The organism is Azonexus sp., from assembly GCF_049652925.1.
Lineage (GTDB): Bacteria > Pseudomonadota > Gammaproteobacteria > Burkholderiales > Rhodocyclaceae > Azonexus.
The window spans coordinates 520,844-537,769 of record NZ_JBASFI010000040.1; the positions used below are offsets into that span (position 1 = coordinate 520,844).

A 16,926-nucleotide genomic window follows, 5' to 3' on the forward strand; every position below is an offset into this window, starting at 1 on the left:
CCACCGAGGAGACAAACCATGAAAACAGAAGCGGAATTCGACAGCCTTGTTCCCGCCCAAAGCTTTGATCGGCGGAGTTTTATCGTGACCAGCCTGGGCGCCGGCTTTGCCCTGGCTACCCAACCCGTGATGGCGCAGACTGCCATCAAAACCGACGAAACCGGCATCGTCGCCGGCGAAATCAAGGTGCCGGTCAAGGATGGCGAGATGGTCGCCTACCGTGCCGTGCCGGGTGGTCTGGAGAAGCCGCCGGTCGTCCTCGTGGTGTCCGAAATTTTTGGTGCCCATGAATACATCCGCGATGTCTGCCGTCGCTTGGCCAAGCTCGGATATTGCGCCATCGCTCCCGATCTGTTTGTCCGCCAGGGCGATCCGCGCCAGATCAGCAGCGTCGCGGAAATCCTCGAAAAAATCACCGGCAAGACGCCCGATGCACAGGTAATCAGCGATCTCGACGCCTGCGTCGCCTGGGCTGCCGCGAAAGGTGCCGACACCAGCCGTCTGGCGATTACCGGGTTTTGCTGGGGCGGGCGCATCACCTGGCTGTACAGCGCCCACAACACGGCGATGAAGGCAGGCGTGGCCTGGTACGGGCGCCTGGTCGGGGCGAGCAGTGCGATGACGCCCAAACATCCGACGGATTTGGTCGGCGAACTCAAGGCGCCGGTCCTCGGGCTCTATGGCGGGCTGGATACGGGTATCCCGCTGGAAACCGTCGAGGCGATGGAAAAGGCCCTGCAGCAGGGAAGTCCAGCGGCCAGGGCATCGGAAATCCACATTTACGACAATGCGCCGCACGCCTTCCATGCCGATTACCGACCCAGCTACAGGAAGGAAGACGCCGAAGACGGCTGGCTGAAAATGCTCGCCTGGTTCCGCAAAAACGGCGTCTGATCGCCGATTCGAGGCTGCAAGGGGGCGCCTTCGTGCTAACCTTCGCGCCTTGACAAGACACAGTTCCATCATGACGACTACCGAAGCCACGACCACCAAGCCGAACGACACCCGGGCCCTGCTCAAGGACCTGCAGGAACGATTCGATGTCTTCCGCAATTTCAGCCCGCTGGCCATCGGCATCGACAAACAGGTCTTCGCCCTGTTGCCCGAACTGAGCAAAAAATCCCTGCGCCTCGCCATGCGCAGCCACACCATTTCGACGCGCTACCTGAAAGAAATGGAAAAAGGCACGGTACGCCTGAACCTGGACGGCACGCTGGCCGACGAGGTGACCGACGAAAACCGCCAGCACGCCGCCGAGCAACTGCGCGAACGTTTCAAGAAGCAGGCTGAGGCACGCAAGGCCGCCGAGGCTGAAGCCAAGGCCGAGCAGCGCCGGACGGAAAAGCTGAACCAGCTCGCCGAGAAATTCGGCCGCAAGTAACAAGGCGCCAGACAAAGAAAAAGGCCAGTCGCGTGACTGGCCTTTTTTCTGGAATTCTTTGGTTGCGGGGGCAGGACTTGAACCTGCGACCTTCGGGTTATGAGCCCGACGAGCTGCCAACTGCTCCACCCCGCGTCCGATAATCGTTTTGCTGCTACACCGCAACTGGCGGTGCAATCTAAACAATAAGCCGCGATTTGCGTTTTGGCTGAGTGCTTGGAATTTATGGTGGGGCGCGACAGATTCGAACTGTCGACCTACGGATTAAGAGTCCGCTGCTCTACCAACTGAGCTAGCGCCCCACGTTCCCTGTATGAATGGTGGGTCGGCCGAGATTCGAACTCGGGACCAACGGATTAAAAGTCCGCTGCTCTACCGACTGAGCTACCGACCCGACCTACCGGGAGCGCGCATTATATAGACGGTGACCATGACCGTCAACGGAAAACGCCTCTGTGAAGAATTGTGAGGAAAGGTGTGATCCAGATGTCAAGGGCTGACCATGCGACTAGAATTATTCGTCATTTTGGGTGCGAAGTTATCCAGAATCGGGGCGTTTTTTTAGGAGAGGACAATGACGGAACAGGATATTTCACGCTATCAGGACATTTTGATCACCACGGCGACGGAGGTGGGACTGAAATTGCTGGCAGCCATCGCTTTCTGGGTGATCGGTCGCTGGCTGATCGGCATGGCGTTGCGCATGGTGCGCTCGGCTCTGGAGAAACAGAAAGTCGATCCGACCTTGTTGCGCTACATCGGCTCGATCGTCAGCGTTACGCTGAATGTCCTGCTGGTGATCGGAATTCTCGGTTACTTCGGCATCCAGACGACGACCTTTGCGGCGCTGATTGCTGCCGGTGGCGTCGCTATCGGCATGGCCTGGTCGGGGCTGCTGGCGCATTTTGCCGCCGGTGCCTTCATGGTGGTTTTGCGCCCGATGAAAGTCGGCGATTTTGTTTCGGTTGCCGGCGTGACAGGTACGGTGGCGGAACTGGGTTTGTTTACGACGACGATCAACACGCCGGATAACGTGCAGACCATCCTCGGCAACAACAAGGTGTTCAGCGACACGATCCAGAATTTCACGGTCAATTCGTTTCGCCGTGTCGATCTGAAGTGCCAGTTGTCGGGGGCGGCTGATCATCGGGCGGCCATGACCCTGCTCCGCGAGAAGATCGCGGCGATTCCGAATGTCCTGTCCGAACCGAAGGTCGATGTCGAAATTCTGGAATTCACGCTGGTCGGTCCGGTCCTCGCCGTGCGTCCCTATTGTCACAACGACCATTACTGGCAAGTCTATTTCGATACCAACACGATGCTGCGTGAAGCGCTGGCCGAGGCCGGTTTCCCGGCGCCGATGCCGGCGCAGAGCGTGCTGGTTACGCAGGCGGCTTGAGCCGCACACCAAAATGCCCGCTAATGCGCGCATTTTTATTTTGGGCCTTTTTTACGGTTGACCGTAGCAACGAGTTCACCCGAGGCGGCGGCAGATTTCCGTGGTCAGCGCCGACTGGTTCATGGCATAGAAGTGCAGTCCCGGTGCGCCGCCCTTGAGCAGGCGTTCGCATAGTTCGGTCACAACATCGAGGCCGAAGGCGCGGATCGAATCAGAATCGTCGCCGTAGCTCTCGAACTTCTTGCGCATCCAGCGCGGCAGTTCGGCGCCGCAGGCGTCCGAGAAGCGGGCCAGCTTGGTGAAGCCGACGATGGGCATGATGCCCGGCACGATGGGGACATCGACGCCCAACGCCCGGGCTTCATCGACGAAGTGGAAATAGGCGTCGGCGTTGTAGAAGTACTGGGTGATCGCCGAGTTGGCGCCGGCCTTGACCTTGCGCGCGAAGGCGTCGAGGTCGTCTTTCGGGCTGCGCGATTGCGGGTGCCATTCCGGGTAGGCGGCGACTTCGATGCTGAACCAGTCGCCGGTTTCGGCGCGGATGAATTCGACGAGTTCGTTGGCGTAGCGGAATTCGCCGGTTTCGGCCATGCCGGACGGCAAATCGCCGCGCAGGGCGACGGTGCGCTTGATGCCGGCGGCTTTGTATTCGTTGAGGATGTCGCGAATGTTGTCACGCGTCGAGCCGATGCACGACAGGTGCGGCGCGGCGTCGTAGCCTTCGGCGGCGATTTCCTTGACGACGGCGAAGGTGCGTTCGCGGGTCGAGCCGCCGGCACCGAAGGTGACCGAGAAGAAGGCGGGATTGAGTTTTGCCAGCTCGGCGCGGACGGTGCGCAGCTTGTCGACGCCTTCAGGCGTTTGCGGCGGGAAAAATTCGATGGAGATTTCTGTAGTCATTTTTTCAACCAGATGAAAAATTCGCGGTTGCCATCACCGCCGGTAATCGGGCTGTTCAGCCAGGCTTTCACGGTCAACCGGAAATTTTGGGCTAAATCGAAAAACTTGCGTTCGACACCGGCGTAGAGCGCTGGGTCGCGGACGATGCCCCCCTTGCCTATGTTGGCCGGGCCGACTTCGAACTGGGGCTTGATGAGAAGCAAAAGATCGCCGTCGGCGGCGAGCAGGGCGGGTAGTTGCGGCAGGATCAGCGCCATCGAAATGAAGGAAACATCGCCGACGATCAATGTGAAACCGCCTTCCGGCAAGGCTGCGCCGAGATCGGCCGGGCTCAGTGCGCGGCAGTTGATGCCTTCGAGCGCCGTGACGCGCGGGTCGCCGGCCAGCCGGGAATGCAATTGGCCGTGACCGACGTCGACGCCGACGACATGGCTGGCACCTGCCTGCAGCAGGCAGTCGGTGAAACCGCCGGTCGATTGGCCGACATCGAGACAACGCTTGCCGTCAGCCGAGATGCCGGTTTCGGCCAGCGCGCCGGCCAGCTTGAGGCCGCCGCGCGAGACGAAACGGTCTTCGGGGTCGGCTTCCACGGTCAACGGGGTTTTTGGGGCTAAATCGAAAGCCGGTTTGACGATGGTGCCGCCCGACCAGTTGACCCGTCCGGCCGCAATCAATCGTTGGGCGGCAGTACGCGAGGCGGCAAGGCCCGCTTCCACCAATAATTGATCGGCCCGCGCCACTTAGCGGCCTTTGGCGGATAGAAACAGGGCGCTCAGTGCCCAGGAAATCACGCTGTAGACCACCGAACCGAACAACGCCGGCCAGAAGCCGCCGACGTTGAAGCCTTCGACCAGATTGCCGGCCAGCTGAAAGAGCAGGGCGTTGATGACGAAAATGAACAGCCCCAGCGTCAGCAGCGTGACCGGCAGTGTCAGCAAAATCAGCAAGGGCCGCAGCACGGCGTTGATCAGCCCGAGAACGAGGGCAACGATCAGCGCCGTGCCGAAACTTGCCACATGGACCGACGGCACGACATACGGCAGCGCCAGCAGGGCGAGCGCGTTGATGATCCAGATGGCAAGCAGGCGCATGGCTTCTTAGTAGCGGTAGTGGTCGGTCTTGTACGGGCCTTCCTTCGGCACGCTGATGTAGGCAGCCTGCTCGTCGGTCAGCTCGGACAGCTGGGCATTCAGCGTTTTCAACTGCAGGCGGGCAACCTTTTCATCGAGGTGCTTGGGCAGGGTATAGACGCCGACCGGGTACTTGTTGGAACCCTTGACCGCTTCGGTCCACAGCTCGATCTGGGCGATCGTCTGGTTGGCGAAGGACGAGGACATCACGTAGGACGGATGGCCGGTGCCGCAGCCGAGGTTCACCAGGCGACCCTTGGCGAGCAGGATGATGCGCTTGCCGTCCGGGAAAATGACGTGATCGACTTGCGGCTTGATCTCTTCCCACTGGTACTTCTCGATCGAAGCGACGTCGATTTCGTTGTCGAAGTGACCGATGTTGCAGACGATGGCGTTGTTCTTCATCGCGGCCATGTGGTCATGGGTGATGACGTGGAAGTTGCCGGTCGTGGTGACGAAGATGTCGGCCTTGTCGGCAGCGAATTCCGTGGTGACGACGCGGTAGCCTTCCATGGCGGCCTGCAGGGCGCAGATCGGGTCGATTTCGGTGACCCAGACCTGGGCCGACAGGGCGCGCATGGCCTGGGCGCAGCCCTTGCCGACGTCGCCGTAGCCGATGATGACGGCGACCTTGCCGGCGATCATCACGTCGGTGGCGCGCTTGATGCCGTCGACCAGCGATTCGCGGCAGCCGTAGAGGTTGTCGAACTTGGACTTGGTGACCGAGTCATTGACGTTGATGCCCGGGAACTTGAGTTCGCCGCGCTGATGCATCTGGTACAGGCGATGGACCCCGGTGGTGGTTTCTTCGGTAACGCCCTTGACGGCGGCCAGACGCACCGAATACCAGGTCGGATCAACAGCCAGCTTGGCCTTGATGGCGGCGAAGAGGATGGTTTCTTCTTCGGAGCCCGGCTTGGCCAGCAGGGAAATGTCCTGTTCGGCGCGGGCGCCGAGGTGCAGCAGCAGGGTGGCATCGCCGCCGTCGTCGAGGATCATGTTCGAGTAGCCACCGTCGGTCCATTCGAAAATGCGGTGGGTGTAATCCCAGTAATCGACCAGGGTTTCGCCCTTGACGGCGAAAACGGGGATGCCATCGGCAGCGATGGCTGCAGCGGCGTGATCCTGGGTCGAGAAGATGTTGCACGAGGCCCAACGGACTTCGGCGCCGAGCGCGGTCAGCGTCTCGATCAGCACGGCGGTCTGGATGGTCATGTGCAGCGAACCGGTGATGCGGGCGCCCTTGAGCGGCTGGGTCTTCGCGAATTCTTCGCGAATGGCCATGAGGCCCGGCATTTCGGTTTCGGCGATGTTGATTTCCTTGCGACCCCAGTCGGCAAGGTTGATGTCAGCGATGACGTAGTCTTTGAATTCAGCCACAGTAAGCTCCTAATAAACTGTGACGGGGAGGAGGCGGTGTCTCACCGAACCCCCTGCGCCCGGCAGGGTTGAACAGTGAGCGCGGTTTCAAACCGAGCCTGGGGGTGATCTCCTGCAGCGCTCCTCGGTAGGGGGCGGATTATAAAACCGTTTTCAGGTTTTGTCGCCAGCCCAGTAGCGATCGATATCCTTGATGCCCCACTTCGCTGCATCTTCGCGGCCGGCGATTTTCTCCGGGCTGCGCGCGATGTCGATCAGCTCAGGTTTGATATAGGCCTGCGACTTGATTGAGAAAAAGACCCGGACCTTGGGTTTGAGCAGCGACTGTTCGCCTTGCTCGACAACCACGCCGAGTTTTCCGGATTCCAGCCTGACCAGTGAGCCAACCGGGTAGATCCCCAGGCTTTTGACGAAAGCCTGAAAAACGGTCGGGTCAAAATGCCCCTTCCATTCGGCCATCCGCTTGATCGACTCGGCAGGATCCCAGCCCGCCTTGTAGGGGCGATTCGAGGTGATCGCGTCGTACACGTCGCAAACGGCGCCCATTTTGGCGAAGAGGCTCATCGTTTCACTGTTGAGGCCCTTGGGGTAGCCACTGCCGTCGATCTTTTCGTGGTGGTGCAGGCAGACATCCTTGGTGACGTCGCTGATGCCTTTGCCTGCCAGCAACAATTTGTGGCCCTCTTCCGGATGGGTTTTGACGAGGGCGAACTCTTCCTCGGTCAGCTTGCCCGGCTTGTTCAATATTTCCAGCGGAATCATCGCCTTGCCCAGGTCGTGCAACAGCCCCGCCATACCGGCATCGCGGGTTTGCTGCTCATCCAGTCCCAGTTTTCGCGACAGCGCGATCATCAGGGCGCAGACCGCCACCGAATGCATGTAGGTGTAATCGTCGGCGATTTTCAGGCGGGCCAGGCTGATCAGCGCACCCGGATTACGCATCACCGAATTGGAGATTTCCTCGACCAGCGGCGCCGCGGCTTCAGCCTCGATGGCCTTGCCCATACGCGCTTCCTGAAACATCGAAACAACTGCTTCCTTGCCTTTGGCGCAGATTTTTGCGGCGCGTTTGACCTCGTCGTTGAACGATGCCTTTTCCTGAACGACGGCGGGTGGCTCGGGAATCTCTTCAACCGCCACGATCTGTTCGGTGCCGGAGGCGTCGATATCCAGCCCTTTGGAAACGTCGATCCAGACCTCGGTGATCGTGCTTTCACGAATCAGCGTGAGGTCATTCGGGTCACAGAGGACGAATTTCGTTCGCCAGAACGGGTGTTCCAGCCAGGCGCCGCAGAAGGCCTGGAGATGCATGCCCAGCGTTAGCTGTTCAATGGGAATTTTTTTCAGCATATTTGGCGATTTTAACGAAAAAGGGAGCCGTTTAGGCTCCCTTCTTTCAAAACTTCACAATGCTTTTGTTTTACAGGCCGGCGTCCGATTTGAGCAAGTTGGCGCGGTCTGTGGTTTCCCAGGTGAATTCCGGCTCGTCGCGGCCAAAGTGGCCATAGGCAGCGGTCTTCTGGTAAATCGGGCGGAGCAGGTCGAGCATGTTGACAATGCCTTTCGGGCGCAGATCGAAGTGCTTTTTGATCAGCGCGGTCAGAGTTTCATTGCTGACCTTGCCGGTGCCGAAGGTGTCGACCATGACCGAGGTCGGCTCGGCAACGCCAATGGCGTAGGAAACCTGAACCAGGCAGCGTGAGGCGAGGCCGGCGGCAACGATGTTCTTGGCGACGTAGCGGCCGGCGTAGGCAGCTGAACGGTCAACCTTGGACGGATCCTTGCCGGAGAAGGCGCCGCCACCGTGCGGTGCAGCACCGCCGTAGGTGTCGACGATGATCTTGCGGCCGGTCAGGCCGCAGTCGCCTTGCGGTCCGCCGACGACGAAACGCCCGGTCGGGTTGACCAGGAATTTGATGTTGCCCTTGATCAGTTCCTTCGGCAACACCGGCTTGATGATCTGCTCAATGGTCGCTTCACGCAGGTCTTCAAGGCTGATATCGGGCGAATGCTGGGTGGACAGCACGATGGTGTCGATCGAATCGGGCTTGCCATCGACGTACTTGATGGTGACCTGAGACTTGGCATCAGGACGCGCCCATGGCAGACGGCCATCCTTGCGCAGCATGGCCTGGCGCTCGACCAGGCGGTGCGACAGGTAGATCGGCAACGGCATCAGCGACGGGGTTTCGTCGCAGGCGTAGCCAAACATCAGGCCTTGGTCGCCGGCACCTTGGTTGAGGTTGTCGTCGTAGGCCTTGTCCACGCCCTGGGCGATGTCCGGGCTCTGCTTGTCGTAGGCGACGAGAACGGCGCAGCCCTTGTAGTCGATGCCGTATTCGGTGTTGTCGTAGCCGATGCGCTTGATCGTCTCGCGGGCAACCTGGATGTAATCGACGTTGGCGTTGGTGGTGATTTCACCGGCCAGGACGACGAGGCCGGTATTGCACAGGGTTTCGGCGGCAACGCGGGAATGCTTGTCCTGAGCCAGGATGGCGTCGAGGATGGCGTCGGAAATCTGGTCGGCAACCTTGTCCGGATGGCCTTCGCCGACGGATTCGGAAGTGAAGAAATATTCGCTCATGTAAAGCTCCAGTGGTCCTTTTATCCGGCGCTACCTGCTTCGGACCACGAGCGGTGACGCTTTAGCAGTATTTATTAGTCGCCCCGCAAGTTGTCTGTTTAACTCGGCGAACGGATAATATTAAACTTTTCTGAGGGGGATTCAACCCCCGGGGCTTCATGGTTTTTATCTTTCGTATCCTTTCCCGCCTGCCCCTGAGCGTCCTGCACCTGTTGGGTGGCTTGCTCGGACGTCTGACTTACTGGCTGTCGCCGACCTATCGTCGTCACCTGCGCGAAAATATTGCGCAGGCTGGTCTCCCTCCGTCACTACGTGGCAAGGCGGCGGCCGAAACGGGCAAGCAGATGCTGGAGCTGGCCCGCATCTGGATGCGTCCGCTCGAGGAAGCGATTCCGCTGGTGGCCGAAGTGGTTGGTTGGGAGCATGTCGAGGCGGCGCAACAGGCTGGCAAAGGCATCGTTTTCCTGACGCCACATTTAGGCTGCTTCGAGATTACGGCACAGTATCTTTCGTCGTTCGGTGACATTACGGTGCTTTATCGCGCTCCAAAATCAGCGGTAGCCCAGGAGCTGATCCTGACCGGTCGTAAACGCGCCCATTTGCATCTCGCGCCCGCTGACCTTTCTGGCGTGCGCGCCCTGATCAAGGCCCTGAAGAAGGGTGAAATGGTCGGTATGCTGCCCGACCAAGCACCGAAGACCGGTGAGGGCGCCTGGCTCAAGTTTTTTGGTCGATACGCCTACACCATGACGCTGGCGGCCCGGCTCACCGAAACCGGAGCTGCGTCGCTGCTGACCTGGGGCGAGCGCCTCCCCGGCGGGCGCGGCTACCGTGTGCATTTTCAGCCAACCATGACTCCGTTGGCGGGTTCCACGGTCGACAGGGCGCAGCAGATCAATTTGGAAATTGAGACGCTGATCCGCCAGTGTCCAAGCCAATATCTGTGGGGCTACAACCGATACAAACGACCGGCCGGTGCCGACGCGCCACCGGCGGAGTGAATTCCTTGAAGATTTTCCTTACCTATATTCTGGTTGGTTTCCTCTGGCTGCTGCACTGGTTGCCGCTGTCCATGCTGCGTTGGCTGGGGAGCGGGCTGGGACGTCTGCTTTACGCGCTGGGGCGCAGCCGGCGTGAAGTTGCGCTGACTAATCTGCGCCTGTGTTTTCCGGAGAAAAGCGAAGCCGAGCGGGAAGCGCTGGCGCGCCGTCATTTCGTCGCCTTCGCCCGGGCTGTGCTCGACCGTACGCTCGGTTGGTGGGCATCGAGAGAGCGGCTGGAGCGCATCATCCGCATTCACGGGGTCGAGCATTTGACTGATCCCGATGGCCGACCGGTAGTCATGCTGTCGCCGCATTTCGTCGGGCTGGATGCCGGCGGGACGGTGATCTCGATGCACGTGACCGGATGCAGCGTCTTCTCGAACCAGAAAAATCCGGTTCTCAACAAGTTGCTTTATGATGGCCGGATGCGTTTCAACGAGGCGATACTCCTCTCGCGTCAGGATGGCATGCGCAAGATTGTCAGGGCCATGAAGGACGGACATCCGTTTTACTACCTGCCGGACATGGATTTCGGTCCCAAGGAGTCGATTTTCGTGCCTTTCTTCGGTGTTCAGGCGGCGACGATTCCCGCGTTGTCGCGGCTGGTTCGCCTGACCAATGCACGCGTCGTGCCGGTTATCTGCCATCAGGTGCCGGATGGCTACGAAATCGAGGTGATGCCGCCCTGGGAGAATTTTCCCGGAGAAAGCGTCGAGGCCGATACCGAATTCATGAACAAATTTATTGAAAGCCAGGTGCTGCGCATGCCGGAGCAGTATTTCTGGTTGCACAAGCGCTTCAAAACGCGGCCACCCGGAGAACAGAGGTTTTACAAATGAACAGCCTGAAAGTTGAAATCCGTCCCGTAACACCCCCTGATGTGCCGGCGATCTCGGCCTTGGCTCGCGAAATCTGGCAGGCCACTTACCCCGGAATCATCACGCAGGAACAGATCGATTTCATGCTCGAGCAGCGTTACGGGCATGAACGCCTGTACGATGATCTCGAGGATCTGCACAAATGGCAAGATCAGGCCTTTCTCGGTGATCGCCGCGTCGGCTTCGCCTTCAGCGAGATTTACAAGGGCGAATTCAAGCTCGACAAGCTATACATTCATCCTGATGTGCAACGTCAGGGCGTCGGCGGCCAGTTGATTGCCCATGTTGCGGCGCGGGCAAAGAAAGAGGGTTATCCCTGTGTGATTCTTGCCGTCAACAAGCGTAACGACAAGGCGATCAATTCGTACATGAAATATGGTTTTGTCGTGCGTGAAGCGATCGTCGACGACATTGGCCACGGCTATGTCATGGACGATTTTGTGATGGAGAAGAAACTTTAAGTTTTTGAGGCAACTCTCTGTCTCTGTTATGCTTTTCCTAATTTTTCGGTGAGACGGTACGTGAAACTCAAATTCTCAAAAATGCATGGTCTGGGCAACGATTTTGTTGTCCTTGACGGCATACGTCAGTCGCTGTCGTTGACGCCGGAGCAGCTGTGCTATCTGGGCGATCGCCATTTCGGTGTCGGTTGTGACCAGATTCTGCTGGTCGAAAAGGCGACCCAACCGGGTGTCGATTTCCGCTACCGCATCTTCAATGCCGATGGCGGCGAGGTCGAGCAGTGCGGCAATGGGGCACGTTGCTTTGTGCGTTTTGTTCACGACCAAGGCTTGACCGACAAGCGCGAAATTCGCGTCGAAACGATGAAGGGCCTGATTACGCCGCGCCTTGAAGGTGACGGAAATATCACGGTGGACATGGGCGTTCCCCGGTTTTTGCCAGCTGAAATCCCGTTTCTCGCTGACGATGACGTGATCGTCCATATGCTCGACGTCGCTGACGAAACGCTCGAAACCAGCGTGGTCTCGATGGGCAATCCACATGCCGTGCAGGTGGTGGATAGCGTCGAGTCGGCGCCGGTCGGCGAGCATGGCCCGTTGATCGAAAAGCATCCCCGGTTTCCGCAGCGGGTTAACGCGGGATTCATGCAGATTGTCGACCGGCACGCCATCAAACTGCGCGTCTACGAACGCGGCGCCGGCGAAACGATGGCTTGTGGCACGGGGGCATGCGCCGCCGTAGTCGCCGGCATCCGCCGCGGTCTGCTCGATTCGCCGGTCCGCGTCACGACGCGTGGTGGCGACCTGAATATTGCCTGGGGTGGCGCCGAGCGGCCGGTTTTGATGACCGGCCCGGCGGTAACGGTATTTACTGGAGAAATTGAATTATGAGCGCCATGTTCCCCGAGGAAATCGCGGACTACCTGAAGAATAATCCGGGCTTTTTCGAGCAGTACGCCGACCTGATGGCGCAGATTTTCGTGCCGCATCCGCATGGCGGCCGCACCGTCTCGCTGGCCGAGCGCCAGATGCTGACCCTGCGCGACAAGAACCGGGCGACCGAAAGCAAGCTCGCCGAGTTGATTGCGTTCGGCGAGGAAAACGACCAGATCAGCGAGAAAGTGCATCGCCTGTCCGTCGCCTTGATTGCCGCTGAGACCTTCCAGGCGGTGATCCATCTGCTCAACTTTCACCTGCGCGATGATTTCGCGGTGCCGCATGTCGCCCTGCGCCTGTGGGACAAGCCGGAAGGTATCGAGGATCTGCCGGAATTTGCCGCCGTCAGCGAAGAACTGCAGGTTTTTGCCGAAACGCTGGCTCGGCCGTATTGTGGTTCGACGGCCGGTTTCGGCACGACCTCGTGGTTTGGCGAGGCCGCGTCACACATTCGTTCGCAGGCGCTGATTGCCCTGCGCAACGGTGGTGGCACCATCGGCATGATCGCTCTGGGCAGCGAGGAAGCGCAGCGCTTCTACGCCGACATGGGGACGCTGTACCTCGAACGCCTCGGCGAAATGGTTTCCGCAGCCCTGGCCAGAGTGACCAAGAGCACATTGTGACACCGGCTGCTGCGGTCGACGCCTGGCTGGCTGAATTGTCGGACCAGCGCCGGCTGTCGCCGCACACCGTTTCAAACTATCGGCGTGATCTGGGAAAGCTGCTGGCTGCGATGGGTGAAACCCCGCTGGCCAGTTTGCTCGTTCATCACATCCGCCGTTTTGTCGCCCAACTCCATGGTCAGGGACTGGGGGGCCGTTCGCTGGCGCGGACGCTGTCGGCCTGGCGCGGGTTTTTTGGCTGGCTTGGTGAGCGCGGCCTGGTCAAGGCCAACCCCTGCGACGGCATCCGGCCACCGAAATCGCCGCGATTGTTGCCGAAGGCCTTGTCCGTCGATGAAACCGCCCGCTTGCTGGCTCCGTTCGAGGACGACGATCCGGTGCAGGGCGCCCGTGATCTGGCTATGTTCGAGCTGTTCTATTCCTCCGGTCTGCGGCTGGCCGAACTGGTTTCGCTCGATTGCGAGGTGCTCGACAGCGTGGCGCACGAAGGCGAGATTCGCGTGCTCGGCAAGCGCAGCAAGTTGCGGTTGGTGCCGGTCGGCAGCAAGGCGCGCGAGGCGTTGGCGGCATGGGCGGCGTTGCGCGAGCAGTTGGCCAAGCCGGGAGAAAAGGCCTTGTTCGTCGGCCAGCGTGGCGGGCGCATCAGCCCGCGTCTGGTCGAGTCACGCCTGGCCCGGCGGGCCGTGCTGCTGGGCTTGCCGGCCCACGTCCATCCGCACATGCTGCGCCATTCCTTCGCTTCGCACGTCCTGCAGTCGTCGGGCGACCTGCGCGCCGTGCAGGAGATGCTTGGCCACGCCAGCATCGCTTCGACGCAGGTCTATACGCACCTGGACTTTCAGCACTTGGCCAAGGTCTATGATTCGGCCCATCCGCGAGCCAAAGCCAAATAACGATTGCTTCCCACGGTCAACCCGAAAAATCGGCGAAAAATCAAGGCTTCGTTGACGATTCATCGACGGGGCGCTATCCTCTGCGGTTTCGCAAATTCGCTGGATTCAAGGAGTTTTCATGGCCGCTACCATCAATCGTACCCGTCGTTCCTCGCTGGAGCGCCGCTGCATTTCCAAATCCACCAAGCGCCTGTTCAAAGGCATGAGCAAGACCATGTTCAAGGTCATGTACGGCGCCGAGTGCCATCAGCGCAACCGTAAGGCTCTGGGCGCTTAAGTTTTCGCCAGTATTCCGAGCCCCGGTTGCCGCAAGGTGACCGGGGCTTCTTGCTTTTCAGATCGGGAAAAACATGGCTCAGCTGATTCTGCTTCCGGGCAAGGAACGTTCGGCGTTCAAGCATCACCCCTGGTTGTTCGCCGGTTCCGTCGGTCGTCTTGAAGGCCGGGCCCGGCCGGGCGACACGGTCGAAGTGCTGGCCGACAATCTGCGTCCGCTCGGGCGCGCCGCCTACAGCCCGAAGTCGCAGATTCGGGCGCGCTTCTGGACCTTCGATGCCGACGAGTCGATCGACGACGCTTTCTTCAAGCGGCGTATCGCGGCGGCCGTGGCGCTTCGCCAGTCGCTGCCGGAACTGCGCGGCCAGCAGGGTTTGCGCCTGATCCATGCCGAATCCGATGGCTTACCCGGCGTCATCGCCGACCAGTACGGCAATACGGTGGTTGTCCAGCTGACTTCGGCTGGTGCCGACAAGTGGCGTAGCGCCATCGTCGTCGGGCTGGTCAAGGCGACCGGCTGTGCCCGCGTTTATGAGCGCTCCGATTCCGATGTCCGTGGCCTCGAAGGTCTGGGCCCGACGACAGGCTGGTTGCATGGCGAGGCGCCAAAGACGCCGTTGTCCATCGACGAAAACGGCGTGTGCCTGGCGGTCGATATCGCCGGTGGGCACAAGACCGGGTTTTATCTCGATCAGCGCGAGAACCGTGCCTTGCTCGGGCAGCTTTCGCATGGCAAGGATGTGCTGAACTGTTTCTGCTACACCGGCGGCTTTTCGCTGCAGGCGCTGGCTGGCGGTGCCAAGAGCGTACTTTCCATCGACTCCTCCGGCCCGGCGCTGGTGCAGGCCGCGGCTAATCTGGCGCTGAATCCGGCTTTGCCGGCCGATCGGGCGCAATGGCAGGAGGCCGACGTTTTCCAGGCCCTGCGCGATTTCCGCAAGGCCGGGAAGCTGTTCGACCTGATCGTCCTCGATCCGCCCAAGTTCGCGCCGTCGGCGGCCCATGCCGAGCGTGCGGCCAAGGCCTACAAGGACATCAATATCCTCGGCTTCCGGCTGCTCAGGCCGGGCGGCCTGCTCATGACCTATTCGTGTTCGGGCGGTGTCGGGCTGGAAATGTTCCAGAAAATCATCGCCGATTCAGCACTCGATGCCGGGCGCACGGCGCGCATCGTCCGTCGCCTGTCTGGCGCGGCCGATCATCCGGTAGCATTGAACTTCCCTGAAGGCGAGTACCTCAAAGGTTTGCTGGTTCAGGCCGACTGAGCCAGCGGCTTTGCCATCTGAACGTAACGCCACCCTGATAAACTGAATAAATGCTTCCGCTGCGCCGTCTCCTTCTCGTTGTCGTGCTCTTCTTCGCCCAACTGGCGACGGGGGCGCACGCCGTCGAGCATGCGGCGAGCAACGATGAAGGTTTGCCGACGCATGTCTGCCAGCTTTGTCTGGCCGCACATGACCTCGGCGCGGCCTTGCCTTCGCTGGTGGCCTTGCCGCCAGTGCTGGCGGTTCAGTTTGTCCCTGCGTCATTTGCGGCACATGGCCGCAACGCTTTCCCGGCGCCCATCGCGACCCAGCAGGGCCCGCCGCTTTTCTGAAATTGCCCGTTTTTTCCGGTCGACCGTGGAATTCCCGCGGTTGACTGCTTGTTACGCAATTTCAGGAAATTCCCATGCAAAAATCCTTTGCCATGGCGGCCTTGCTGGCCGTCTCATGCGGCGCGCAAGCCGCATCCGATGCTGATCTGGCGGCCATTCGCGCCCAGATCGACGACATGAAAAAAACTTACGAGCAACGGATTGCGGCGCTCGAACAGAAACTGGTCCAGGCTGAATCCCAGGCCAGCTCGCAGGCCAAATCCGAGAAGTCGGTGCAGGTGCCTGCCGCAGCCGAAAGTCGCCAGACAACGGCCTCTGCCAACGCCTTCAATCCCGAAGTTTCATTGATCCTCCAGGGCCAGTACCGCAACGCCAAGAATATTCCGGGGCGCGGCATTACCGGCTTTGTGCCGGGCGGTGACGGTCTCAACACCCGCGGTTTCTCGGTCGACGAAACCGAGCTCGTGCTGGCTGCCAATGTCGATCCTTATTGGCGGGCTCAGGCCATCGTGGCAATGGCCGACGGCCAGGCCAATATCGAGGAGGCCTGGTTCCAATCGCTGGCCATCGGTCACGGGGTTGGTCTGAAAGCCGGGCGTTACCGCTCCAGCATCGGTTACCTCAACGAGCAACACCCGCACATGTGGGATTTTGCCGATGCGCCGCTGATGTATCAGGCGATGTTCGGCGAGGATGCCAGCTACGTGCAGGATGGCGTGCAGCTTAAGTGGCTGGCGCCGACTTCGCTGTTTGTCGAGTTGGGTGCTGAAGTTGGTCGCGGTGCAAATTTCCCGGGTACTGATCGCAACAACAACGGAACTGGCGGTGGCGCGCTGTATGTTCATCTCGGCGACGATGTCGGTGTCTCCAATAGCTGGCGAGCCGGGGCGTCGTGGTTGAAAACAAGGGCTAGCGAGCGGACTTCCGATTTTGTTGAGCAACTGAGTGGGAACGTGGCGCAAGGCACGTTCAACGGTGATTCGACGACATGGCTGGCCGATTTCGTCTGGAAATGGGCGCCGAACGGCAATCCGAAGTATCAGAACTTCAAGTTCCAGAGCGAGTATTTCGTGCGCGAGGAGAAGGGGGGGCTGACTTGTTCATCTGCCTTTGATTGCGCGACGTCGGTCGACAGCAGCTACAAGACCAACCAGTCCGGCTGGTACGCTCAGGGTGTTTACCAATTCACGCCACAGTGGCGCGCCGGCGTTCGCTACGAGCAACTCGACAGCGGCACGCGCGATTTCGGCGCCAACGCGGCCAATCTGGTCGTCGAGAGCTATCGCCCGAAGAAGGCGTCGGCGATGGTCGATTACAGCTGGAGCGAGTTTTCGCGCGTTCGTCTGCAAATTGCGCAGGACAAATCGATGTTCGGCATCACCGACAACCAGCTGACCCTGCAGTACGTCATGAGCCTGGGCGCCCACGGCGCACACAAGTTCTAG

Annotated in this window: 19 protein-coding genes, 3 tRNA genes and 1 riboswitch; of the genes, 13 read left to right on the forward strand and 9 right to left on the reverse strand. The window is 60.1% G+C overall.

Annotated elements, in window-relative coordinates; all coding sequences use genetic code 11:
• Window positions 1-18 precede the first annotated feature (18 nt).
• Entirely contained in the window at window positions 19-894 is an 876-nt protein-coding gene (locus tag WBK19_RS21190; protein WP_511293049.1) for a dienelactone hydrolase family protein, read from the forward strand.
• A 70-nt stretch (window positions 895-964) separates the two neighbouring features.
• A complete protein-coding gene (locus WBK19_RS21195; protein ID WP_511293050.1) occupies window positions 965-1,381 on the forward strand; it encodes a ProQ/FINO family protein in 417 nt (138 codons plus the stop codon).
• Window positions 1,382-1,440: 59 nt separating this feature from the next.
• Here WBK19_RS21195 and WBK19_RS21200 read toward each other — a convergent pair.
• From WBK19_RS21200 to WBK19_RS21210, 3 genes are all read right to left on the reverse strand, one after another.
• Window positions 1,441-1,516, reverse strand: a tRNA-Met gene (locus WBK19_RS21200).
• 91 nt (window positions 1,517-1,607) lie between these two features.
• Window positions 1,608-1,683, reverse strand: a tRNA-Lys gene (locus WBK19_RS21205).
• Window positions 1,684-1,699: 16 nt separating this feature from the next.
• Window positions 1,700-1,775 (reverse strand) — tRNA-Lys (locus WBK19_RS21210).
• 180 nt (window positions 1,776-1,955) lie between these two features.
• Here WBK19_RS21210 and WBK19_RS21215 point away from each other — a divergent pair.
• Window positions 1,956-2,780, forward strand: coding sequence for a mechanosensitive ion channel family protein (locus WBK19_RS21215; protein WP_511293051.1), 825 nt, complete (start codon window positions 1,956-1,958; stop codon window positions 2,778-2,780).
• Between the two features lie 75 nt (window positions 2,781-2,855).
• On the opposite strand, the gene metF is transcribed toward WBK19_RS21215, so the two are convergent.
• The 6 genes from metF to metK all read right to left on the reverse strand — a co-directional run bounded on the left by metF (window position 2,856) and on the right by metK (window position 8,774).
• Complete coding sequence (gene metF, locus WBK19_RS21220) at window positions 2,856-3,680, reverse strand: methylenetetrahydrofolate reductase [NAD(P)H] (RefSeq protein ID WP_511293052.1); 825 nt, start codon at window positions 3,678-3,680, stop codon at window positions 2,856-2,858.
• Entirely contained in the window at window positions 3,677-4,420 is a 744-nt protein-coding gene (locus WBK19_RS21225) for a TlyA family RNA methyltransferase (protein ID WP_511293053.1), read from the reverse strand. Before WBK19_RS21225 ends, metF begins: the two co-directional genes overlap by 4 nt.
• Entirely contained in the window at window positions 4,421-4,771 is a 351-nt protein-coding gene (locus WBK19_RS21230) for a phage holin family protein (protein ID WP_511293054.1), read from the reverse strand. It lies immediately after the preceding gene.
• 6 nt (window positions 4,772-4,777) lie between these two features.
• Window positions 4,778-6,190: an adenosylhomocysteinase gene (gene ahcY, locus WBK19_RS21235; RefSeq protein ID WP_511293055.1), complete on the reverse strand. Its 1,413-nt coding sequence runs from the start codon at window positions 6,188-6,190 to the stop codon at window positions 4,778-4,780.
• A 70-nt stretch (window positions 6,191-6,260) separates the two neighbouring features.
• A riboswitch (S-adenosyl-L-homocysteine riboswitch) is annotated at window positions 6,261-6,322 on the reverse strand.
• A gap of 21 nt (window positions 6,323-6,343) precedes the next feature.
• The gene (locus WBK19_RS21240) at window positions 6,344-7,540 is read right to left on the reverse strand and encodes a cyclic di-GMP phosphodiesterase (RefSeq protein ID WP_511293056.1); all 1,197 of its coding nucleotides are present in this window, start codon (window positions 7,538-7,540) and stop codon (window positions 6,344-6,346) included.
• A 70-nt stretch (window positions 7,541-7,610) separates the two neighbouring features.
• Window positions 7,611-8,774, reverse strand: a complete 1,164-nt coding sequence (gene metK / locus WBK19_RS21245; RefSeq protein WP_511293057.1) for a methionine adenosyltransferase — start codon at window positions 8,772-8,774, stop codon at window positions 7,611-7,613.
• Between the two features lie 158 nt (window positions 8,775-8,932).
• On the opposite strand from metK, the gene WBK19_RS21250 reads away from it, so the two are divergent.
• From WBK19_RS21250 to WBK19_RS21295, 10 genes are all read left to right on the forward strand, one after another.
• Window positions 8,933-9,775: a lysophospholipid acyltransferase family protein gene (locus WBK19_RS21250; RefSeq protein ID WP_511293058.1), complete on the forward strand. Its 843-nt coding sequence runs from the start codon at window positions 8,933-8,935 to the stop codon at window positions 9,773-9,775.
• Between the two features lie 5 nt (window positions 9,776-9,780).
• A complete protein-coding gene (locus tag WBK19_RS21255; RefSeq protein WP_511293059.1) occupies window positions 9,781-10,656 on the forward strand; it encodes a lysophospholipid acyltransferase family protein in 876 nt (291 codons plus the stop codon).
• A complete protein-coding gene (locus WBK19_RS21260; RefSeq protein WP_511293060.1) occupies window positions 10,653-11,156 on the forward strand; it encodes a GNAT family N-acetyltransferase in 504 nt (167 codons plus the stop codon). The genes WBK19_RS21255 and WBK19_RS21260 overlap by 4 nt, the downstream gene beginning before the upstream one ends.
• 60 nt (window positions 11,157-11,216) lie before the next feature.
• Window positions 11,217-12,047: a diaminopimelate epimerase gene (dapF, locus tag WBK19_RS21265; RefSeq protein ID WP_511293061.1), complete on the forward strand. Its 831-nt coding sequence runs from the start codon at window positions 11,217-11,219 to the stop codon at window positions 12,045-12,047.
• On the forward strand, window positions 12,044-12,715 hold the full coding sequence (locus tag WBK19_RS21270; protein WP_511293062.1) for a DUF484 family protein: 672 nt from the start codon (window positions 12,044-12,046) through the stop codon (window positions 12,713-12,715). The genes dapF and WBK19_RS21270 overlap by 4 nt, the downstream gene beginning before the upstream one ends.
• Window positions 12,709-13,608: a tyrosine recombinase XerC gene (gene xerC / locus WBK19_RS21275; RefSeq protein ID WP_511293097.1), complete on the forward strand. Its 900-nt coding sequence runs from the start codon at window positions 12,709-12,711 to the stop codon at window positions 13,606-13,608. The genes WBK19_RS21270 and xerC overlap by 7 nt, the downstream gene beginning before the upstream one ends.
• A gap of 118 nt (window positions 13,609-13,726) precedes the next feature.
• Window positions 13,727-13,885 carry a hypothetical protein gene (locus WBK19_RS21280; protein ID WP_511293063.1) on the forward strand — a complete coding sequence of 53 codons (159 nt, stop codon included), beginning with the start codon at window positions 13,727-13,729 and terminating at the stop codon, window positions 13,883-13,885.
• Between the two features lie 73 nt (window positions 13,886-13,958).
• Window positions 13,959-15,149 carry a class I SAM-dependent rRNA methyltransferase gene (locus WBK19_RS21285; protein WP_511293064.1) on the forward strand — a complete coding sequence of 397 codons (1,191 nt, stop codon included), beginning with the start codon at window positions 13,959-13,961 and terminating at the stop codon, window positions 15,147-15,149.
• 50 nt (window positions 15,150-15,199) lie between these two features.
• Window positions 15,200-15,481 (forward strand): hypothetical protein, encoded by a 282-nt coding sequence (locus WBK19_RS21290; protein ID WP_511293065.1) that lies wholly within the window; start codon window positions 15,200-15,202, stop codon window positions 15,479-15,481.
• 74 nt (window positions 15,482-15,555) lie between these two features.
• Window positions 15,556-16,926 carry a TonB-dependent receptor gene (locus tag WBK19_RS21295; protein WP_511293066.1) on the forward strand — a complete coding sequence of 457 codons (1,371 nt, stop codon included), beginning with the start codon at window positions 15,556-15,558 and terminating at the stop codon, window positions 16,924-16,926.